Below are 16,464 nucleotides of genomic sequence, written 5' to 3' on the forward strand. Positions count from 1 at the left end.
ATGAGCGACCAGCAGCCGCCTCCCGAGCACACCCAGCGGTACCTCCCGGGCGCCTACCAGCCCGAAGGCGAGGCGACCGACACCGTCAGCATCCGCAAGCGGCTCAACACGCCCCCCGCGGTGCCCCCGCAGCCGGGCTTCGCGCCCGCGCCGCCCGGCCCGCCCGGGACGAATGCCGTACCGCCGCAGCCGATGCAGCACCAGGCGCCGCCCGTCTCGCCGCCGCTGCCGCAGCCCGGGACGCAGGGCATGGTGCCAGCTGGCGCCATGCCGTCCCCGCCCCCGGCCCCCTACCGGGCGCCCGCCGCGCCGCTGCCGCAGCCCATCACCGGCCCCGTCACGCGCTCCTCGACCACCAGCGCCCGCCAGCGCGGCGGCCTCTCCGACATGCCGCCCGTCCCGCCCCGCGACCCCGCCGAAGCGGTCATGGAGCACCCGCAGGTGCCCGAGCACAAGCGGTTCTGCTCCGCGTGCGGCAAACCGGTCGGACGGCCCCAGGCCGGGCGCGGCGGCCGCGTCGAGGGCTACTGCGCGCACTGCCGCACCCGCTACTGGTTCACGCCCGCGCTCAGCCCCGGCGACATCCTCTCCGACCGCTACGAAGTGCTCGGCGCGATCGCCCACGGCGGCCTCGGCTGGATCTACCTCGCCAACGACAAGAACTTCGCCGACGACCTGACCCAGCGGTGGGTCGTCATCAAGGGCCTCATCAACACCTCCGACGAGGACGCGATCGAGGCCGCGATCAACGAGCGGCGCTTCCTCGTCGGCATCGACCACCCCAACGTCGTCGACATCCACGACTTCGTGACCGCCGCCGACCCGCGCTCGGGCCAGCTCCAGTCGTACATCGTCATGGAGTACCTGGCCGGGAAGTCCCTGCGGGACATCAGGGACGCGGTCGACGAGAACGGCGAGCGCCACCCGCTCCCGCTCGAGCAGGTCCTCACCTACACCGCCGAGCTGCTGCCCGCGTTCAGCTACCTGCACGACCGGGGCCTGCTGTTCTGCGACTTCAAGCCCGACAACATGATCCACGTCGAGACCTGGCTCAAGCTCATCGACCTCGGGGCGGTCCGCCACGTCGAGGACATGGAGTCCGCGATCTACGGCACCCCCGGGTACTCGGTGCCCAACGACGAGATCCTGTCGGTCGGGCCCTCGGTCACCTCCGACCTGTACACGATCGGCCGCTCGATGGCCGTGCTCGCCTTGGATTTCAAAGGTTTCACGAGCACGTACCGCGACAAGCTGCCGCCCGCTTCCGAAGCGCCCGTGTTCAGCGAGTTCGGGGCGTTCCACCGGCTCCTGCTGCGCGCCACCAACGCCGACCCGCGCTCGCGGTTCCAGGACGCCGACGACATGCGCACCCAGGTGCGCGGCGTCCTCCACGAGGTGCAGTCGGTCCAGAAGGGCGAACCGCGCTTCGAGCCGTCCACGCTCTTCTCCGGCGAGCAGTCAGTGTTCGGCGAACCGGACGTGGAGTACGACCTCCACGCCGTGGGCGACCCGTTCGACGTGGCGCACGCGCTGCCCACGCCGATGGTCGACCTCGCCGACCCCATGGCCGCGTTCATGGCCACGCTCCAGGCCACCGACGCCGCGGGCATCCTCGCCGAGCTGAACGCCGCGCCCGTGCAGAGCCCCGAGGTGCACATGCGGCGCGTGCGCACCCTCGTCAACGCCGGGGACCTCAACAACGCCGCCACCGCGCTCGACCAGTTCGCGCAGCGCGAGGGCAACACCTGGCAGGTCACGTGGCTGCGCGGCACGATCTCGCTGCTCGCCGCCGACTTCCACACGGCCGCGGCGCATTTCGACGCCGTCTACTCGCACCTCCCCGGAGAGCTGGCGCCGCGCCTGGCGCTGGCGGCGTGCGCGGAGCTGGCGGGCCGCCGGGACCTGGCGCTGCCGCACTATACGCGGATCTGGACGTGCGACCACCGGTTCGTCTCGGCCGCTTACGGCCGCGCGCGGCTGCTGGACATCGACGGGAACTCTACGGAGGCGATCACGACGCTGCACCAGGTCCCGAAGACCTCGTCGCAGTACGGGATCGCGCAGACCGCGGCGATCCAGACGGCGCTGCACTCGCGCACGTCGCCGCCGTCCCTGCTCGACCTGCACCACATGGCCGGAAGGCTCGACGAGCTGAAGCTCGAGCCGCGGCGCAGGCACCTGGTGTCGACCCGCATCCTCCACCTGGCGCTGGAGACGGTGCAGCGCACCGGTCCCGCGCACGAGCCGCGCGTGTTCGGCGCGCAGCCGGAGGAGCGGGAGCTGCGCCTGGCGCTGGAGCGGACGTACCGCGACCTCGCCCACGCCTGCACCCGCAGGGAGGACCAGGTGTACTACTTCGACCTGGCGAACACCCACCGCCCCCGCACGATGCTGTAGCGAAGGAGCCCTATGCAGCCCTCAACCACCCTGGGCGCCGCGAAGCGTTGCACCGCTTGCGGTCTCACCGCCGACATCGGCCGCTACTGCGAGGATTGCGGCGGCGACCTGGAGGAGTTCGCGGTGCCCGCCGAGTCGGTGCCGTGGATGTCCTCCGTTGCCGTGGAAGAGAACCCGGACCACCCGGGCGGTTCCGACGACCACCTGTCGTTCGGGCTGCCGGGCATCGGCGCGGCCACCGACGTCGGCCACCGGCACCACTACAACCAGGACTCGATCGCGATCGCGCTCGCCGACGACGGGCGCAAGATCGTCGTCGTCTGCGACGGGGTCTCGGGGGCCTCGGACTCCGAGCGCGCGTCACTCGCAGGGGTGGAAGCGGCGGTGACGGAGATCCGCGCGGCGCTCGGCGAAGGGCTCTCGGCGGAGGACGCCTCGAGGCGCGGGGTGGGCGCGGCCCACTCGGCGGTGGCCGCGGTCGGGAAGCAGTACCCGAACTCGCCGCCGTCGTCCACGTACGTCTCGGCCGTGGTCGAGGGGAACCAGGCGATCCTGTGCTGGGTAGGCGATTCGCGAGCGTACTGGGCCGGCGAGAAGGAGGCGAAGTGCCTCACAGTCGACGACACGATCCAGGACCGGCTGGAGTACCAGGGGGTCCCGCCCGAGGACGAGCGGTACAAGAACCCGTACGCCAAAGCCCTGCTCGCGTGGCTCGGCGCGGACGCGCCGACGCTCAACCCCAACCTGCTCCGCGTGGATCTGGACGGGGGTCATGTCGTAGTGTGCAGCGATGGTCTGTCGCGCTATTTCAATGACGATCGCGACCTTCTGCCACTGCCGGACGGCAGCGTTGGCGACAAGGCGGTAGCGTTGACACGACAAGCGCTCGCCAACGGCGGGCACGACAACATCAGTGTCGCGGTGGTGGAACTCGAATCCCCCGGTTCGGTCCAGGCCCAAGCGCATGCCCAGGAGCATGCCGGCCAGGACGGTCCGAACCAGGGTGACGGGTCCGCCTCGCTTGCTGGTGTCGTCAGCGAGGCCGAGTACACCCAAATGCTTGGAGGGGGACGACCTTGACCTACCAGCCGACCTACGGCGGTGCCCCACAGCCGGGCGGGTACCAGTGCGCCTGCGGGGCCTTCCCGCAAGCCCAGTTCTGCGAGCAGTGCGGAACGCCCAACCCGGCGTGGCAGCAAGGCCAGCCCCCGCAGTCGCCGGCCTTCGGCCAGGGCTACGCGCCGAACGACCCTTACGGGCAGCCTCAGGACCCGTACGGGCAGCAGCCGCAGCAGGGCTACGGGCAGGACCCGTACGGCCAGCCGCAGCAGCAGGACCCCTACGGCCAGCAGCCGCAGCAGGGTTACGGCCAGGACCCGTACGGTCAGCCGTCGCAGCCGCAGGACCCGTACGGGCAGCAGCAGGGCTACGGCCAGCCACAGGACCCTTACGGGCAGCAGCCGCAGCAGGGGTACGGACAGGACCCTTACGGGCAGCCGTCCCAGCCGCAGGACCCGTACGGGCAGCAGCAGGGCTACGGGCAACCGCAAGACCCTTACGGCCAACCCCAGCAGCAGGACCCTTACGGTCAGCAGCCCGGTTACGGCCAGCAGGACCCGTACGGCCAGCCGCAGCAGCAGGACCCCTACGGTCAGCAGCAGGGCTACGGCCAGGACCCTTACGCGCAGCAGGCGTACGGCGCCGCACCGACCTCGGCCCCGCCCGGACCGCCCCCGGGCGTCCCGGCCGCGCCGTTCGGCGCCCCGACCTCCGCGCCGCCCGCGACGGCGACCGGCGGGTTCTCCATGCCGGACGCGCAGCCCGCGGACCTGGCGTCGAACTACGCCCCTGCCGGACAGGCGGCCACCCGCTGGGGTGTCGCGGTCACCGCGGACCAGGGCTACTTCAACAAGGTCGCGGCCTCCGACGGGGCCTCGCAGCTGCAGTACCCGTCGTTCGCGAAGCCGCGCCGCTTCCCGCTCGACAAGCCGGACCTGACGATCGGCCGCTACAGCGCCAAGCGCGGCGTCACCCCGGACATCGACCTGTCCGGCGACGTGGCGGACCCGGGCGTCAGCGCCCAGCACGCGAAGCTGTTCTCCAAGCCCGACGGCTCCTGGACGATCATGGACGTCGGCTCCTCGAACGGCACGTTCCTCAACGGCTCCGACGAGCCGCTGGCGCCGAACGTGGAGTTCCCGGTGACCGACGGGACCTACATCAACATCGGTGCGTGGACCCGCTTGACCGTGCACTACGAGGGTTAAGACCTACGAGTAAGGGCCGGGTCCGATGGACCCGGCCCTTACTCGTACCGCTTACTAGCCGTTCAGGAACGCCCTCACCCTGGCACTGACGGCCGGGTTCGCGAGGACCTTCCGGTGGCCCAGGCCCGTGGTCGCCATGAGCTCGGCGTTCGGCCACGCGTCCGCGAGGGCCTGGCCGTGGCGGAACGGGTTGGGCCGGTCGCCCTTGTCGTGGACGATGAGCACCGGCGCGTCGACCTCGACGCCGCGCAGCGAGAAGTCGTCGAGCGCGATCCCGGCCTTCGCCTCGCCGAGGGGCACCAGGTGCCCGAAGATGCGGGGTCCGACGGGCACGATCGCGCCGATCGTGTCGCGGAAGCCCTCCTGGCCGCCGATGAACGGGGCCAGCATCGCCAGGCGCACGTTCTCGATCGCGATGCCGCTCTGGAGCATCGCGTGCACGGAGCTGAGCGAGCCCATCGAGTGCGAGACGACCGCGTGCGGCGTCCCGAACTTCTCCAGGACCACGTTCATCGCCTCGATCAAGTGGAGGCCGCTGGCGTGCCGCTCGCCCCAGGGCCCGGCCCCGGCGTTGCCGTGGCTCGGCGTGTCGAACGCGACGACGCGGAAGCCGGAGGCGACCAGGTTCGCCGCGATGAACTTGAAGTCCCCCGTCGAGCCGCCCCAGCCGTGCACGAGGTAGACCAGCGGGCCCTCGCCCCAGTCGTACCCCCACACCGTGGTGCCGAGGCACTCCAGCTCGAACACGTGCGACCCGGCCGGGGCCTCGCCGCGCAGGCGCTTCTCAGGACCCGCGGGGAGCTTGAACCACAACTCGCACAAGACCTTCGCGGCCCGCGCGGGAGCGACGCGCTCGGCGGCGGCGAAGCCGGAACGCACATACCAAGGAGCACGAACGGTCGTGCTTTTCTTTTTCGCGGTAGGGGCTGGGGACGCCATGTGTGCGGGCCTTCCTGGTTAAGACTGGAGACTCTCGATCAGTCGGTTGAACGCCGTCCACGCGCGGTCGGCGGCGTCGGGATAGGACAGGATGCGGCTCATCCAGTTGTAGGACAACAAGATGCCGAACACCTCCTGTGCCACCTGGAAGACGTCGGTGTCTTCGGGGAACTCGCCCTGCCCGACCGCCGTCGAGGCGATCCGGGCGAGGGACTCGAGCAGGTCGCGCTGCTCCGAGGCCATGAAGTCGTGCAGCGGCCCCGGCAGGTCGTCGAACTCGGCGGCGGCGGCCAGGAACAGGCAGCCGCCCGGATGCGCGTACCACTGCATCCAGTACTCGACGATGGCCTGCAGACGCGTGATCCCGCGCGGCTTCTGGAGCGCGGGCCGGATCACCTCGTCGATGAACTGCTCCCCGTTGCGCTCCATGCAGGCCAGCTGGAGCGCCTCCTTCGACTTGAAGTGCGCGTACAGGCCCGACTTCGACATGTCCGCCGCGGCCGCCAGCGAGCCGATGGTCAGCCCGGAGAGCCCCGAGTAGCGGGCCATCCGGACCGCTTCGTCGAGGATCGCCTGCCGCGTCATCTCGCCTTTGCGCACCGCTTAAAAATAGCACGATCGTGCTGGAATCCATAGAGGTGCGCTAGACGTCGCACTGGCTCGCATCACCCGCATACGAGAACGTCACCGACACCCGCTCCGACAGCGCCCGCACCGACCCCGGCTCCGGCGACTGCCTGATGATCTCGCAGTCCGCGTACGACCAGTCGAAGACACCGCGCTCCTCCCCCGACTGGTCCACACCCGCGAAACCCGCGTTCTCCACGGCCTCGTGGGCGTCAGCGGTCGACATGCCGACCAGGTTCGGCACCTCGCCGGTCGGCGCGCTCTCCGTCGTCGGCTCCTCCTCCGACGAGGTCGCCTCCTCGACCGGCTCCTCGGGCCCCTGCACGCTCTCCTCGGGCGTCGGCGATTCCGACGGGCTCGCGCTGGCCGTCTCGGAAGGCGTGCCGCCCGCCTCCGGGGAGGCAGCCGCAATGGTCTCCGAAGTCGTTGCGGCGGAAGCGCTCTCACCGTCGAGCGCCTCGTCCCCGGCTGAATCCCCGTCACCGAGTTGCGAACCGAACGCCGCGCCCGCACCCACCACGACCAGCAGCGCCGCCGCGATCACGACCGCGCGCCCCTGACCCCGGCGGCGCGGCGCGGCCTCCTGCTCCTCGACGAACGGCAGCTCCCGCGTCGGCACCGGCGCGGCCTCGGCCGCCAGGACCTTCGCGTTCGGCGCGGCGAGCACCGGCTCGACACCGAACCGGCGGCGCAGCGTCGTCGCCGCGAGCGGCGTGCGGGACGCCCCGCCCGCCATGAGCAGGCCGGCAAGCTCGGCGGGGTGGACACCCGCCTCCGCCAGGGTCTCTTCCAAGACGTCGGCGGTCGTGTCGACGAGCTCGGCGACGCGCGACTCGAATTCCTCGCGCGTCAACGGCATCTTGATATCGGCGGCAGGGACGTTGACGACGGTGAAGTCGCGTTCGGACAGCTGCTCGCGGGCATACGTGATCTTCTCCAGCAGGAGCGCGCGCAGCTGCCGGTCGCCGGCCTCCGAGGGGTCGGCGATGCGCGACCACAGGCGCACGCCCGCGTCGGGGTGGCGGCCGGAGAGGTACGCCAGGATCAGGCCGTCGAACTCGGCGCCGCCGATCGGCTCGGTCCGCTCGGCGACGACCACGACTTGGTTCTCGACTCGGCGGACGACGGCGGCGTGGAACGAGGACCGGCCGAGCCGGTAGACCGCGAACGCGGCGCCGGAGGCGAGGGGGCCTCCGGTCGCACTGCTGAGACTTGCCGCTGCGGCCCCGGGGTCGATCCGGACCGATGCGGCCGGGGGGACGTTGTGCATAGAGGCGAGTCTATGACCGCCGCATCCGGCGCCTTCGACCCGTCTTGGTCTGCTTTGGACCGTTTACGCAGTGCAATCACGGTGTACGGCAAACGGGGCCGGGAAGGGATTCCCGGCCCCGTTTCAGGCATTTCTCCTAGGAGCTAGCTGCAGCCGCTCGTGGCCCCGCAGCCCTCGCAGGCGTAGCAGGAACCGGCCGGGCGCATCTTCGTGCCGCAGTTCATGCACAGCGGCGCGTCCGCGCTGCGGGCCTGGGCCGAGTGCAGGAGGTCCTTGCGGGACTTCTTCGACTCGATCTGGACCCTTTCGGCCACGGCCTCTTCGATGGGCGCGGACGCGCGCAGCACGTCCATGTCGATCTCGTGGACCTTCGCGGGGTCGTCCCCGTTCAGCTCGGCGGTGCGCTCGGCGGTGGTGAGGATGCCGAGCGCGGCGCGCTCCTCGTACGGCAGGTAGTCCAGCGCGAGGCGGCGGAAGATGTAGTCCACCAGCGACGACGCCATCCGGATGTCCGGGTCGTCCGTCATGCCCGCGGGCTCGAACCGCATGTTCGTGAACTTCTCGACGTACTTCTCAAGCGGCACACCGTACTGCAGCGCGATCGAGATGGACACCGACAGCGCGTCCATGACGCCGGCCAAGGTCGAGCCCTGCTTCGACATCTTCAGGAAGACCTCGCCCAGGCCGTCGTCCGGGTAGGACGAGGAGGTCATGTAGCCCTCCGCGCCGCCCACCGAGAACGAGATCGTCTGCGACGGGCGCTTCTTCGGGAGCTTGCGGCGGACCGGGCCGTGCGTCGCGACGGTCTCGATCGCCCTCTCCACGGCCTCCTCGACCGCCTGCTCGACTTCCTTCTTCTTGGCGGACAAGGGCTGCCCGACCTTGCAGTTGTCCCGGTAGATCGCGAGCGCCTTCAGCCCGAGCTTCCAGCCCTGGTAGTAGACCTCCTCGACGTCCTCGACCGTGGCCGTCTCCGGTAGGTTCACGGTCTTGGAGATCGCACCGGACAGGAACGGCTGCACGGCGGCCATCATGTGCACGTGGCCCATCGGCGCGATGGACCGCTCGCCCATGGCGCAGTCGAAGACCGAGTAGTGCTCCTCGCGCAGCACGGGAGCGCCGATGACGTGCCCGTGGTCGGCGATGTACTCGACGATCGCATCGCGGTCGGCATCGTTGTAGCCCAGGCATTCGAGCGCGCGCGGCACGGTCTGGTTGACGATCTCCATAGAACCGCCGCCGACGAGCTTCTTGTGCTTGACGAGCGCGAGGTCGGGCTCGATGCCCGTGGTGTCGCAGTCCATCGCGAACGAAATCGTGCCAGTAGGTGCCAACAAGCTCGCCTGCGCGTTGCGCCAGCCGTTGACCGCGCCGAGCTCGTTGCCGTGGCCCCATTCGGACTTGGCGGCCTCGATGATCTGCGTGTCGACGTCGCCGAAGGTCCGGACGGTCTCGGCGGCGTCGGCGTGCTTGGCCATGACCCGCTGGTGCGGCTCGGCGTTGATCGCGTAACCCGCGTAGGGCCCGACGACTCCGGCGATCTCGGCGGAGCGGCGGTACGACACGGCGGTCATCAGCGCGGTGATCGCGGCGGCGAGGGCGCGGCCCTCTTCGGAGTCGTACGCGTGGCCGGAGGCCATCAGGAGCGCGCCGAGGTTCGAGTAGCCGATGCCGAGCTGGCGGAAGTCGCGGGTGTTGCGGCCGATGGCCTCGGTCGGGAAGTCCGCGAAGGAGATCGAGATCTCCATCGCCGTGAACACGGTCTCGACGGCCTTGGTGAACATCTCGACGTCGAAGGAGCCGTCCTCGCCGAGGAACTTCAGCAGGTTGAGGCTCGCGAGGTTGCACGAGGAGTCGTCGATGCTCATGTACTCCGAGCAGTTCGCGACGACGACGCCGCTGACGATGTACGAGTGGTTGCGAGGCTCGGTGAGGTTGAACGTCGTCTCGAAGCCGATGCTCTCGCGGCTGGTCATCCGCACGGTCCGGTCGGCGTCATCGCCGGCCTCAAGGCCGCGAACCGAATCGAACCCGGTCATCGACCCGACGGCGATCCGGAGGTCGAAGCCGTCGGCATCGCCGCGTCGGATCTGGGCGCTGACGCCCTGTGCCGCCAGGATCTCCTGGACGCCCAGCAGCAGCTCCTCAGGCTTTCCGCCGAGCTCGAAGCAGCGGCTCCCGTCCGCCTGTTCCGCGACACGACCGCGGGAGTCGAAGAGGCCCTTCAAGAACGCGTCGAGCGTTTCCTCGTCCGACTCGAACATCGCCTCCGGCAGCGACTGCTCCTCGGCACCGTCGGCCGCCACACCGAGTGCCCTGAAGAACTCGATCAGGCCGGCGTTTCCGGAGCGCAGTTCTCGCGGGCCGCTGCCGACGATCGTGGTCGGCTCGCCGGTCAGGCGCTCCAGCAGGCGCTGGTGGCGCGGGAGCAGCTCCTGCTGCTCGGCTTCGGTGCCGTACACCGTGACCGCGCCCTGGTCGCTCAGGGAGCCGTGGCCGACGAGCCAGCCCATGTAGTGCGCGAGGTCGGGCTCCTCGTCCCACTTGTGCGGCAGCCGCAGCGCGGAGCCGGTGGCTTCTGCGGCCGCGAGCGCGGCCCGCGGAATCCGCGTGCTCGCGGCCGACCGCGGCGCGTACTGGTTGGAGCGGACGACCTTGTCCTCGGCGGTCAGGTCCTCGGCGTGGACCCAGCCGCGGTTCTGCGTCCAGAGCCGGTGGCCCGGGGTGCAGCGCAGCCGCGAGCCGTCGGTGAAGCGGAGCTCGACGACTTCGTTGGTGCCGGTGACCATGTAGCGCAGCGGGTTCGTCGCGACGACGCGGTCGACCGCCTCGGTCTCGGAGGTGACGTCGTTGGTGAAGACCGCGAAGGTCTCGCCCTCTGCGGAGCGGCGCACGAGGTCGCCGATCTTGATGAGGCCCTTGTCGGTCGCGACGCGCTGGTCGGCCGGGAAGCACGGGTTGGAGGTGCGGATGCGGTCGGTGTTGGGGTTGGTGTGCCAGTCGTTGATGATGTCGTCGTACTGGATGCCGGGGTCGGCGCACTCCCATGCGGCCTCGGAGAGCTTGCGGAAGATCTTCCGGGCGTCCTTGCGGGCGAGCTCCTGGCCGTCGAGGCGGCCGGTCACGGCGTAGTCGCCGCCGGTCTCGAAGGCCTTCATGAACTCGTCGGAGACGCGCACCGAGTTGTTGGCGTTCTGGTACTGGACGGAGACGATGTCCTTGCCGCCGAGGTCGACGTCGAATCCGGCGTCGCGCAGGGCGCGGATCTTGTCCTCTTCGCGGGCCTTCGTCTCGATGAACTCCTCGATGTCGGGGTGGTCGACGTCGAGGATGACCATCTTCGCGGCGCGGCGGGTCGCGCCGCCGGACTTGATGGTGCCCGCGGAGGCGTCGGCGCCGCGCATGAAGCTCACGGGGCCGGAGGCGTTGCCGCCGCTGGAGAGCAGTTCAGTCGACGCGCGGATCTTGGAGAGGTTCACACCGGCGCCGGAGCCGCCCTTGAAGATCAGGCCTTCTTCGCGGTACCAGTTGAGGATCGAGTCCATGGTGTCGTCGACGCTGAGCAGGAAACACGCCGAGACCTGCTGCGGCGCAGCGGTTCCCACGTTGAACCAGACCGGGGAGTTGAAGCTGAAGTACTGGTGGAGGAGGAGCCAGGTGAGCTCGTCGGCGAAGATCTGGGCGTCTTCGGCGGTGTCGAAGTAGCCGTTCTTGTCCCCGGCGGCGTGGTAGGCCTGGACGACGCGGTCGATGACCTGCTTGAGGCCGGTCTCGCGCTGGGGGGTGCCGAGGGCGCCGCGGAAGTACTTCGAGGTGACGATCTGGGTGGCGTTGATGCTCCAGAACGAGGGGAACTCGACGCCGCGCTGCTCGAAGTTGATCGAGCCGTCGCGCCAGTTGGTCATGACGACGTCGCGGGACTCCCATTCGACCTCGTCGTACGGGTGCACTCCCGGTTTGGTGAAGACGCGTTCGACCTTCAGGCCTCCGGTGGGGGCCTTGGCGGCGGTCTTCTTCGCGGTGGTCCTGGTGCTCGTGGTCTTCGGCATGTTCCTCGCCCCTGTCTGCTCATGCCTGGTCATGGGAATCGGATGGGTGTGGTTCGCGGTGAGGGGTTCAGCCGCTGTTCTGGGCGGCGCCGTTGCGGGCGGCGTGCTCCTCGCGCAGCTGCGCGATCGCGGCCTCGAAGTCTTCGAGGGATTCGAAGTCCTGGTAGACGGAGGCGAAGCGGAGGTAGGCCACTTCGTCGAGCCGCCGGAGCGGCGTGAGGATCGCCAGGCCCACTTCATGGGCGGGGACCTCGGCCACGCCCTTGGAGCGGATCTCGTCCTCGACGGACTGGGCGAGCTTCGCGACGTCGTCGGCGTCGACCGGGCGGCCCTGGCAGGCCTTGAGGACGCCGGAGGCGACCTTGCCGCGGCTGAACGGCTCGGTGGCGCCGCTGCGTTTCACGACCGCCAGGATCGATTCCTCGACCGTGGTGAAGCGCTTCTCGCACTGCTGGCAGACCCGGCGGCGGCGGATGATCTTCCCGTCCTCGGCCTCGCGGGAATCCACCACTCGGCTGTCGGGATGGCGACAGTACGGGCAACGCATCGCTAGTCTCCTTCTTGGGCCATCGTCTCGCAGCGGTCCGACATTCGATGAGGGGATCCATCGAGCTGATGGCGGTGCGTCGGGAGGGACAGCTTGCCCCTCGTCGTTCCAGTAGGTGCCGGAACCCCAACACCTAGTGAGAGACGATACAACACACCACTAGATCTTGTGTCTAGGATAGCGCAAAACGGGGTGCCGAAAGATCGCGGAGTTCGGGGGCGGGCTCCAGTGAACCAGCGGTCGACGCAGTATCGTTCACCCGTACGGGTGAACCTGGGCGAAAACACATTCCGAGCAGCGCGGCGACACGCCGGTGTCGCACGAATGTTTGACTTGACACAGCACCTGAGTTACATTGTCGGAATCAGACATACCGTCCCATTTGTCTAACGGGAGCCTCCTGTGGCTAGCGAGACCGCAACAGCCCGACCGAAAACGCGCAAGCTCACGCGTCGGCAGCAGCAAGTCCTCGAGTACATCGAGGAGTTCATCAACAACAAGGGGTACCCGCCCAGCGTCCGCGAGATCGGCGCCGAAGTGGGCCTCGCCTCCGCCTCTTCCGTTGCGTACCAAATGAAGCAGCTGGAACGCAAGGGCTACCTCAACCGCCTGGCCGGTCGGCCGCGCGCGGTCGGGGTGCGCCAGTCGACCCCGGGCGGCGTGCAGACCTGCTCGCAGCACCCGCGGCCGCGGTACGTGCCGATGGTCGGCGAGATCGCCGCCGGGCAGCCGATCCTGGCCGAGGAGCGCGACTACGACGTCATGCCCCTGCCGGCCGAGTTCGTCGGCGAAGGCGTGCACTTCCTCCTGCGCGTCAAGGGCGACTCGATGGTCGACGCGGCCATCACCGACGGCGACTGGGTCGTCGTGCGCCAGCAGCCGGACGCCCTGAACGGCGAGATCGTGGCCGCCATGATCGACGGCGAGGCCACCGTGAAGACCTGGAAGCGCAAGAACGGCAAGCCGTGGCTGCTCCCCGCGAACTCCCTGTACGACCCGATCGACGCTTCTGAAGCCGAGATCCTCGGGCGCGTCGTCGCCGTCCTCCGGAAGATCTGAACCGCGCGGCCTTCGGGCCGCGTGCTCACCGCTGCGCTCGGGAGCAGTGCTTTACGCGCTGCTCCGGGCGCCGCAGCGTTTCCAGACCTGTCAGCGACCCCGGCCGTACGTCGTGCCGCCGCCGCCTTCGGGCGGACCCCAGAAGTCCTCCTCCGGCTCGGCGGGCTGCTGCCCGCCGCCGTAGACGCCCCCCTGGGACGCGCCGTACGTGTTGCCCTGCCCTGCGGGCGGGGCGGCGGGGCGGGCGCCGTAGACGTTCCCTGAGGGCTCGGGACGGGCCCCGAAGTTCTGGCCCTGGCCGCCGCCCGCGTTGTCGTAGACGCTGCCCTGGCCGCCGCGTTCGAACGCGCCGTACTGCGGTTCCTCGCGGGCGCCGCCGTACACGGCCCCCTGCCCGGCGGGCGGGGTCGCGGGACGGGCGCCGTAGACGTTCCCAGAGGGCTCCTGGCGCGCGCCGCCGTAGACCGAGCCGCTGGGCTCGGGCCGGGCCGGGCTCGCGCCGTAGACGTTCCCTGAGGGCTCGGGGCGGGCGCCGCCGTAGACGCTGCCGGTGCCGCCGCGCGCGACCTGGCCGAGGTCGGGGTCGGGCTGGCCGGAGTCGAGGCCGAGGTCGACCGGGTCGTCGTAGACGGAGCCGCGGTCGTCGCCGAAGGAGGACTCCTCGCGGGCGAAGCCCAGCTCGGCGCCGTCCTCGTCAGCGCCCTCGTTCTGCTTGCGGTACTTGCGGATGATGATGATGCCGAAGACCATCGTCGCCATGCCGAGGATCGCGATGGCGGCCAGGATCTTCACGATCGTGCCGATACCGAGGTCGAGGATGCGGTCGACCAGGCTGGGCCCCGCTTCTTCCTCGCCGCCTGCGGCGGCCTCGTCGCTGGCGGCGGGCTCCTCGGCGGCCGCGGCCGCCGGGGTGAACGTGTAGATCGCGGCCGGGGCGGCCTCGTCGCCGGTCTGGGCGATGGTGAGGAAGTTGCCTTCGGAGTCGTAGGCGATGTCGTTGCCGCCGTCGCTGAGCTCCGTCACGCGCGGCTCGGCGGCGGTCATGGAGGCGACCGGGTCGCCGTCGGCGACGTCCCACTCGTAGGCGGCGTCGCTGGTGCGCAGCACGACTTTCGTGGCGTCGGCGTTGAGCGCCGCGCCGGTCACCGCGCCCGCCCCGTCAGGGAGCGTGACGGTGCCCGCGAGCTCCAGCGGGGTGTTTTCCTCCTGGCCGGGGCCGTCGGACTTGTACAGCTCCGCGGTGCCGGGGGTGGAGGGGATGAAGACCGGGCTGCGGTCGGGGAGCAGGAAGTACGCCTGGGCGTCCTTCATGCCGTCCGGGTACACGTACCGGGTCATCACGAAGTCGCTCGCGTTGTCGACCGCGACCTGCGTGAGCGAGACGCTCTCGCGGTCGCCGGTGTCGCCGATGTCGGCGACCCACAGGAAGCCCTTGTCCGCTTCCAGGGAAAGGTCCTGCGGGTCCTTCGGCAGCCACTCGACCGCGAGGCTCCCGGCCTCGGTGTCGCGCACCGAGCAGTCCTCGCCGACCAGGCGGATCGTCATCATGCCGTCGGTCTGGCCCTCGCCGTCGGGCAGGACCCACCAGCCGCCGTCGGAGGCCTCCACGATCCCGGTCGCCGTGGCGACGCGGGGGTCGTGGATCTCGCAGACCGGATCCCCGGCGCCCTCTTCCTGGGCGTAGACGGGGGGCGCGGCCGTGACCAGGACAGCCGCTCCTGCTGCCGCCCCGGCGACGATCCGCGCAGGCAGGGCCCCACGGCCCACACGGCGCTCTCGCATCAGGCAAGTGTTCCAGAACACGGGGTGTACCGGCCAGGCCCCCCGAGAGACATGTTCAGGACCACTGCAATTCAGTCATTTTCCAGGACGAACGCTCGCAATTCACCGGCCAGCGCGTCGTCCACGCGGGCCGTGATCACGCTGCCGTCGCCGCGGTGCTCGGTCGCGAGGACCTCGCCGCGCGAGCGCAGGCGCGAGACCAGGTCGCCGCGCACGTACGGGATGCAGACGGTGAGCGTGGTGTGCGGCTGCGGGAGGGCCTGCTCGATGGCGGCGCGGAGCTTGTCGATGCCTTCGCCGGAGTGGGCGGAGACGAAGACGGCGTCGGGCCAGTCGGAGCGGAGCTGGAGGACGTCGTCGGGCGCGACCAGGTCGAGCTTGTTGACGACGACGAGCTCGGGGATCTCTTCGGCGCCTACTTCGGCGAGCACTTCGCGGACCGCTTCGGCCTGGCCGAGCGGGTCGGGGTGCGAGCCGTCGATGACGTGGACGATGAGGTCCGCTTCGGCGACCTCTTCGAGGGTGGAGCGGAAGGCCTCGACGAGCTGGTGGGGCAGGTGCCGCACGAACCCGACGGTGTCGGTGACGGTGTACTCGCGGCCCTCGGCAGTGCGGGAGCGCCGCGTGGAGGTGTCGAGGGTGGCGAACAGGGCGTCCTGGACGAGGATGCCCGCGCCGGTGAGGGCGTTGAGCAGGCTCGACTTGCCCGCGTTGGTGTATCCGGCGATGGCGACGCCGGGGACGCGGTTGCGGGTGCGGGAGTCGCGTTTGGTCTCGCGGGTGACGGTGAGTTTGGCGAGTTCGCGGCGGAGTTTGGCGACCTTGGCGCGGATGCGGCGGCGGTCGGTCTCGAGCTTGGTCTCACCAGGGCCGCGGAGGCCGACGCCGCCGTTGGAGCCGCCCTGGCGGCTCATGGCGTCGCCCCAGCCGCGCAGGCGCGGCAGGAGGTACTGGAGCTGGGCGAGTTCGACCTGTGCCTTGCCCTCGGCGCTCTTCGCGTGCTGGGCGAAGATGTCGAGGATGAGGGCGGTGCGGTCGATGACCTTGACGTTGATGATCTTCTCGAGGGCGATGAGCTGGCCCGGGGACAGCTCGCCGTCGGCGATCACGGTGTCGGCGCCGAGGGCTTCGACGGTGTCCTTGACCTCGCGGACCTTGCCGGAGCCGATGAAGGTGCCGGCGTCGGGCTTGGAGCGGCGCTGGATGAGGCCGTCGACGACTTCGGAGCCGGCGGTCTCGGCGAGCTGGGCGAGTTCGGCGAGGGAGTTCTCGGCGTCGTCGATGGTGCCTTCGGTCCAGACGCCGACGAGGACGACGCGTTCGAGGCGGAGGCGGCGGTATTCGGCGTCGGTGACGTCTTCGAGTTCGGTCGAGGCGAGCCCGGCGACGCGTCGCAGCGCTTGGCGGGCTTCCAGGTCCAGTTCGCCCGTGGAGGGGGCGGCGGTGGACGGGAAGTCTTCAGGTGAGTTCATGTGCTCTTCGTGCATCACCACAAGCTTGACACGCGGGGGTGACAAGGGCGAGTGA

11 protein-coding genes are annotated in these 16,464 nt (G+C 70.0%); 4 read left to right on the plus strand and 7 right to left on the minus strand.

Annotated elements, in window-relative coordinates:
- From ACZ60M_RS07950 to ACZ60M_RS07960, 3 genes are read left to right on the plus strand one after another with little or no spacing between them, the layout of a single operon-like run.
- Complete coding sequence (locus ACZ60M_RS07950; RefSeq protein ID WP_465415871.1) at positions 1-2,397, plus strand: serine/threonine-protein kinase; 2,397 nt, start codon at positions 1-3, stop codon at positions 2,395-2,397.
- Between the two features lie 12 nt (positions 2,398-2,409).
- Complete coding sequence (locus tag ACZ60M_RS07955; RefSeq protein ID WP_465415872.1) at positions 2,410-3,477, plus strand: PP2C family protein-serine/threonine phosphatase; 1,068 nt, start codon at positions 2,410-2,412, stop codon at positions 3,475-3,477.
- On the plus strand, positions 3,474-4,664 hold the full coding sequence (locus ACZ60M_RS07960; RefSeq protein ID WP_465415874.1) for an FHA domain-containing protein: 1,191 nt from the start codon (positions 3,474-3,476) through the stop codon (positions 4,662-4,664). The genes ACZ60M_RS07955 and ACZ60M_RS07960 overlap by 4 nt, the downstream gene beginning before the upstream one ends.
- Before the next feature lie 54 nt (positions 4,665-4,718).
- Here ACZ60M_RS07960 and ACZ60M_RS07965 read toward each other — a convergent pair whose 3' ends face one another.
- From ACZ60M_RS07965 to nrdR, 5 genes are all read right to left on the minus strand, one after another.
- The gene (locus ACZ60M_RS07965) at positions 4,719-5,543 is read right to left on the minus strand and encodes an alpha/beta fold hydrolase (RefSeq protein WP_465415876.1); all 825 of its coding nucleotides are present in this window, start codon (positions 5,541-5,543) and stop codon (positions 4,719-4,721) included.
- A gap of 78 nt (positions 5,544-5,621) precedes the next feature.
- A complete protein-coding gene (locus ACZ60M_RS07970) occupies positions 5,622-6,203 on the minus strand; it encodes a TetR/AcrR family transcriptional regulator (RefSeq protein WP_465415878.1) in 582 nt (193 codons plus the stop codon).
- Between the two features lie 43 nt (positions 6,204-6,246).
- Positions 6,247-7,500 carry a PASTA domain-containing protein gene (locus ACZ60M_RS07975; protein ID WP_465415880.1) on the minus strand — a complete coding sequence of 418 codons (1,254 nt, stop codon included), beginning with the start codon at positions 7,498-7,500 and terminating at the stop codon, positions 6,247-6,249.
- A 143-nt stretch (positions 7,501-7,643) separates the two neighbouring features.
- Entirely contained in the window at positions 7,644-11,549 is a 3,906-nt protein-coding gene (locus tag ACZ60M_RS07980) for a vitamin B12-dependent ribonucleotide reductase (protein WP_465415882.1), read from the minus strand.
- Positions 11,550-11,616: 67 nt separating this feature from the next.
- The gene (nrdR, locus tag ACZ60M_RS07985) at positions 11,617-12,096 is read right to left on the minus strand and encodes a transcriptional regulator NrdR (RefSeq protein ID WP_465415884.1); all 480 of its coding nucleotides are present in this window, start codon (positions 12,094-12,096) and stop codon (positions 11,617-11,619) included.
- Between the two features lie 402 nt (positions 12,097-12,498).
- Between nrdR and lexA the strand changes: the two genes are divergently transcribed.
- Positions 12,499-13,155: a transcriptional repressor LexA gene (lexA, locus tag ACZ60M_RS07990; protein ID WP_465415886.1), complete on the plus strand. Its 657-nt coding sequence runs from the start codon at positions 12,499-12,501 to the stop codon at positions 13,153-13,155.
- Positions 13,156-13,245: 90 nt separating this feature from the next.
- Here the strand turns inward: lexA and ACZ60M_RS07995 are convergent, their stop codons facing one another.
- The gene (locus ACZ60M_RS07995) at positions 13,246-14,937 is read right to left on the minus strand and encodes a hypothetical protein (RefSeq protein ID WP_465415888.1); all 1,692 of its coding nucleotides are present in this window, start codon (positions 14,935-14,937) and stop codon (positions 13,246-13,248) included.
- A 71-nt stretch (positions 14,938-15,008) separates the two neighbouring features.
- A complete protein-coding gene (gene hflX / locus ACZ60M_RS08000) occupies positions 15,009-16,409 on the minus strand; it encodes a GTPase HflX (protein ID WP_465415890.1) in 1,401 nt (466 codons plus the stop codon).
- Between the last annotated feature and the right edge of the window lie 55 nt (positions 16,410-16,464).

The organism is Glycomyces sp. NPDC050141, from assembly GCF_055586545.1.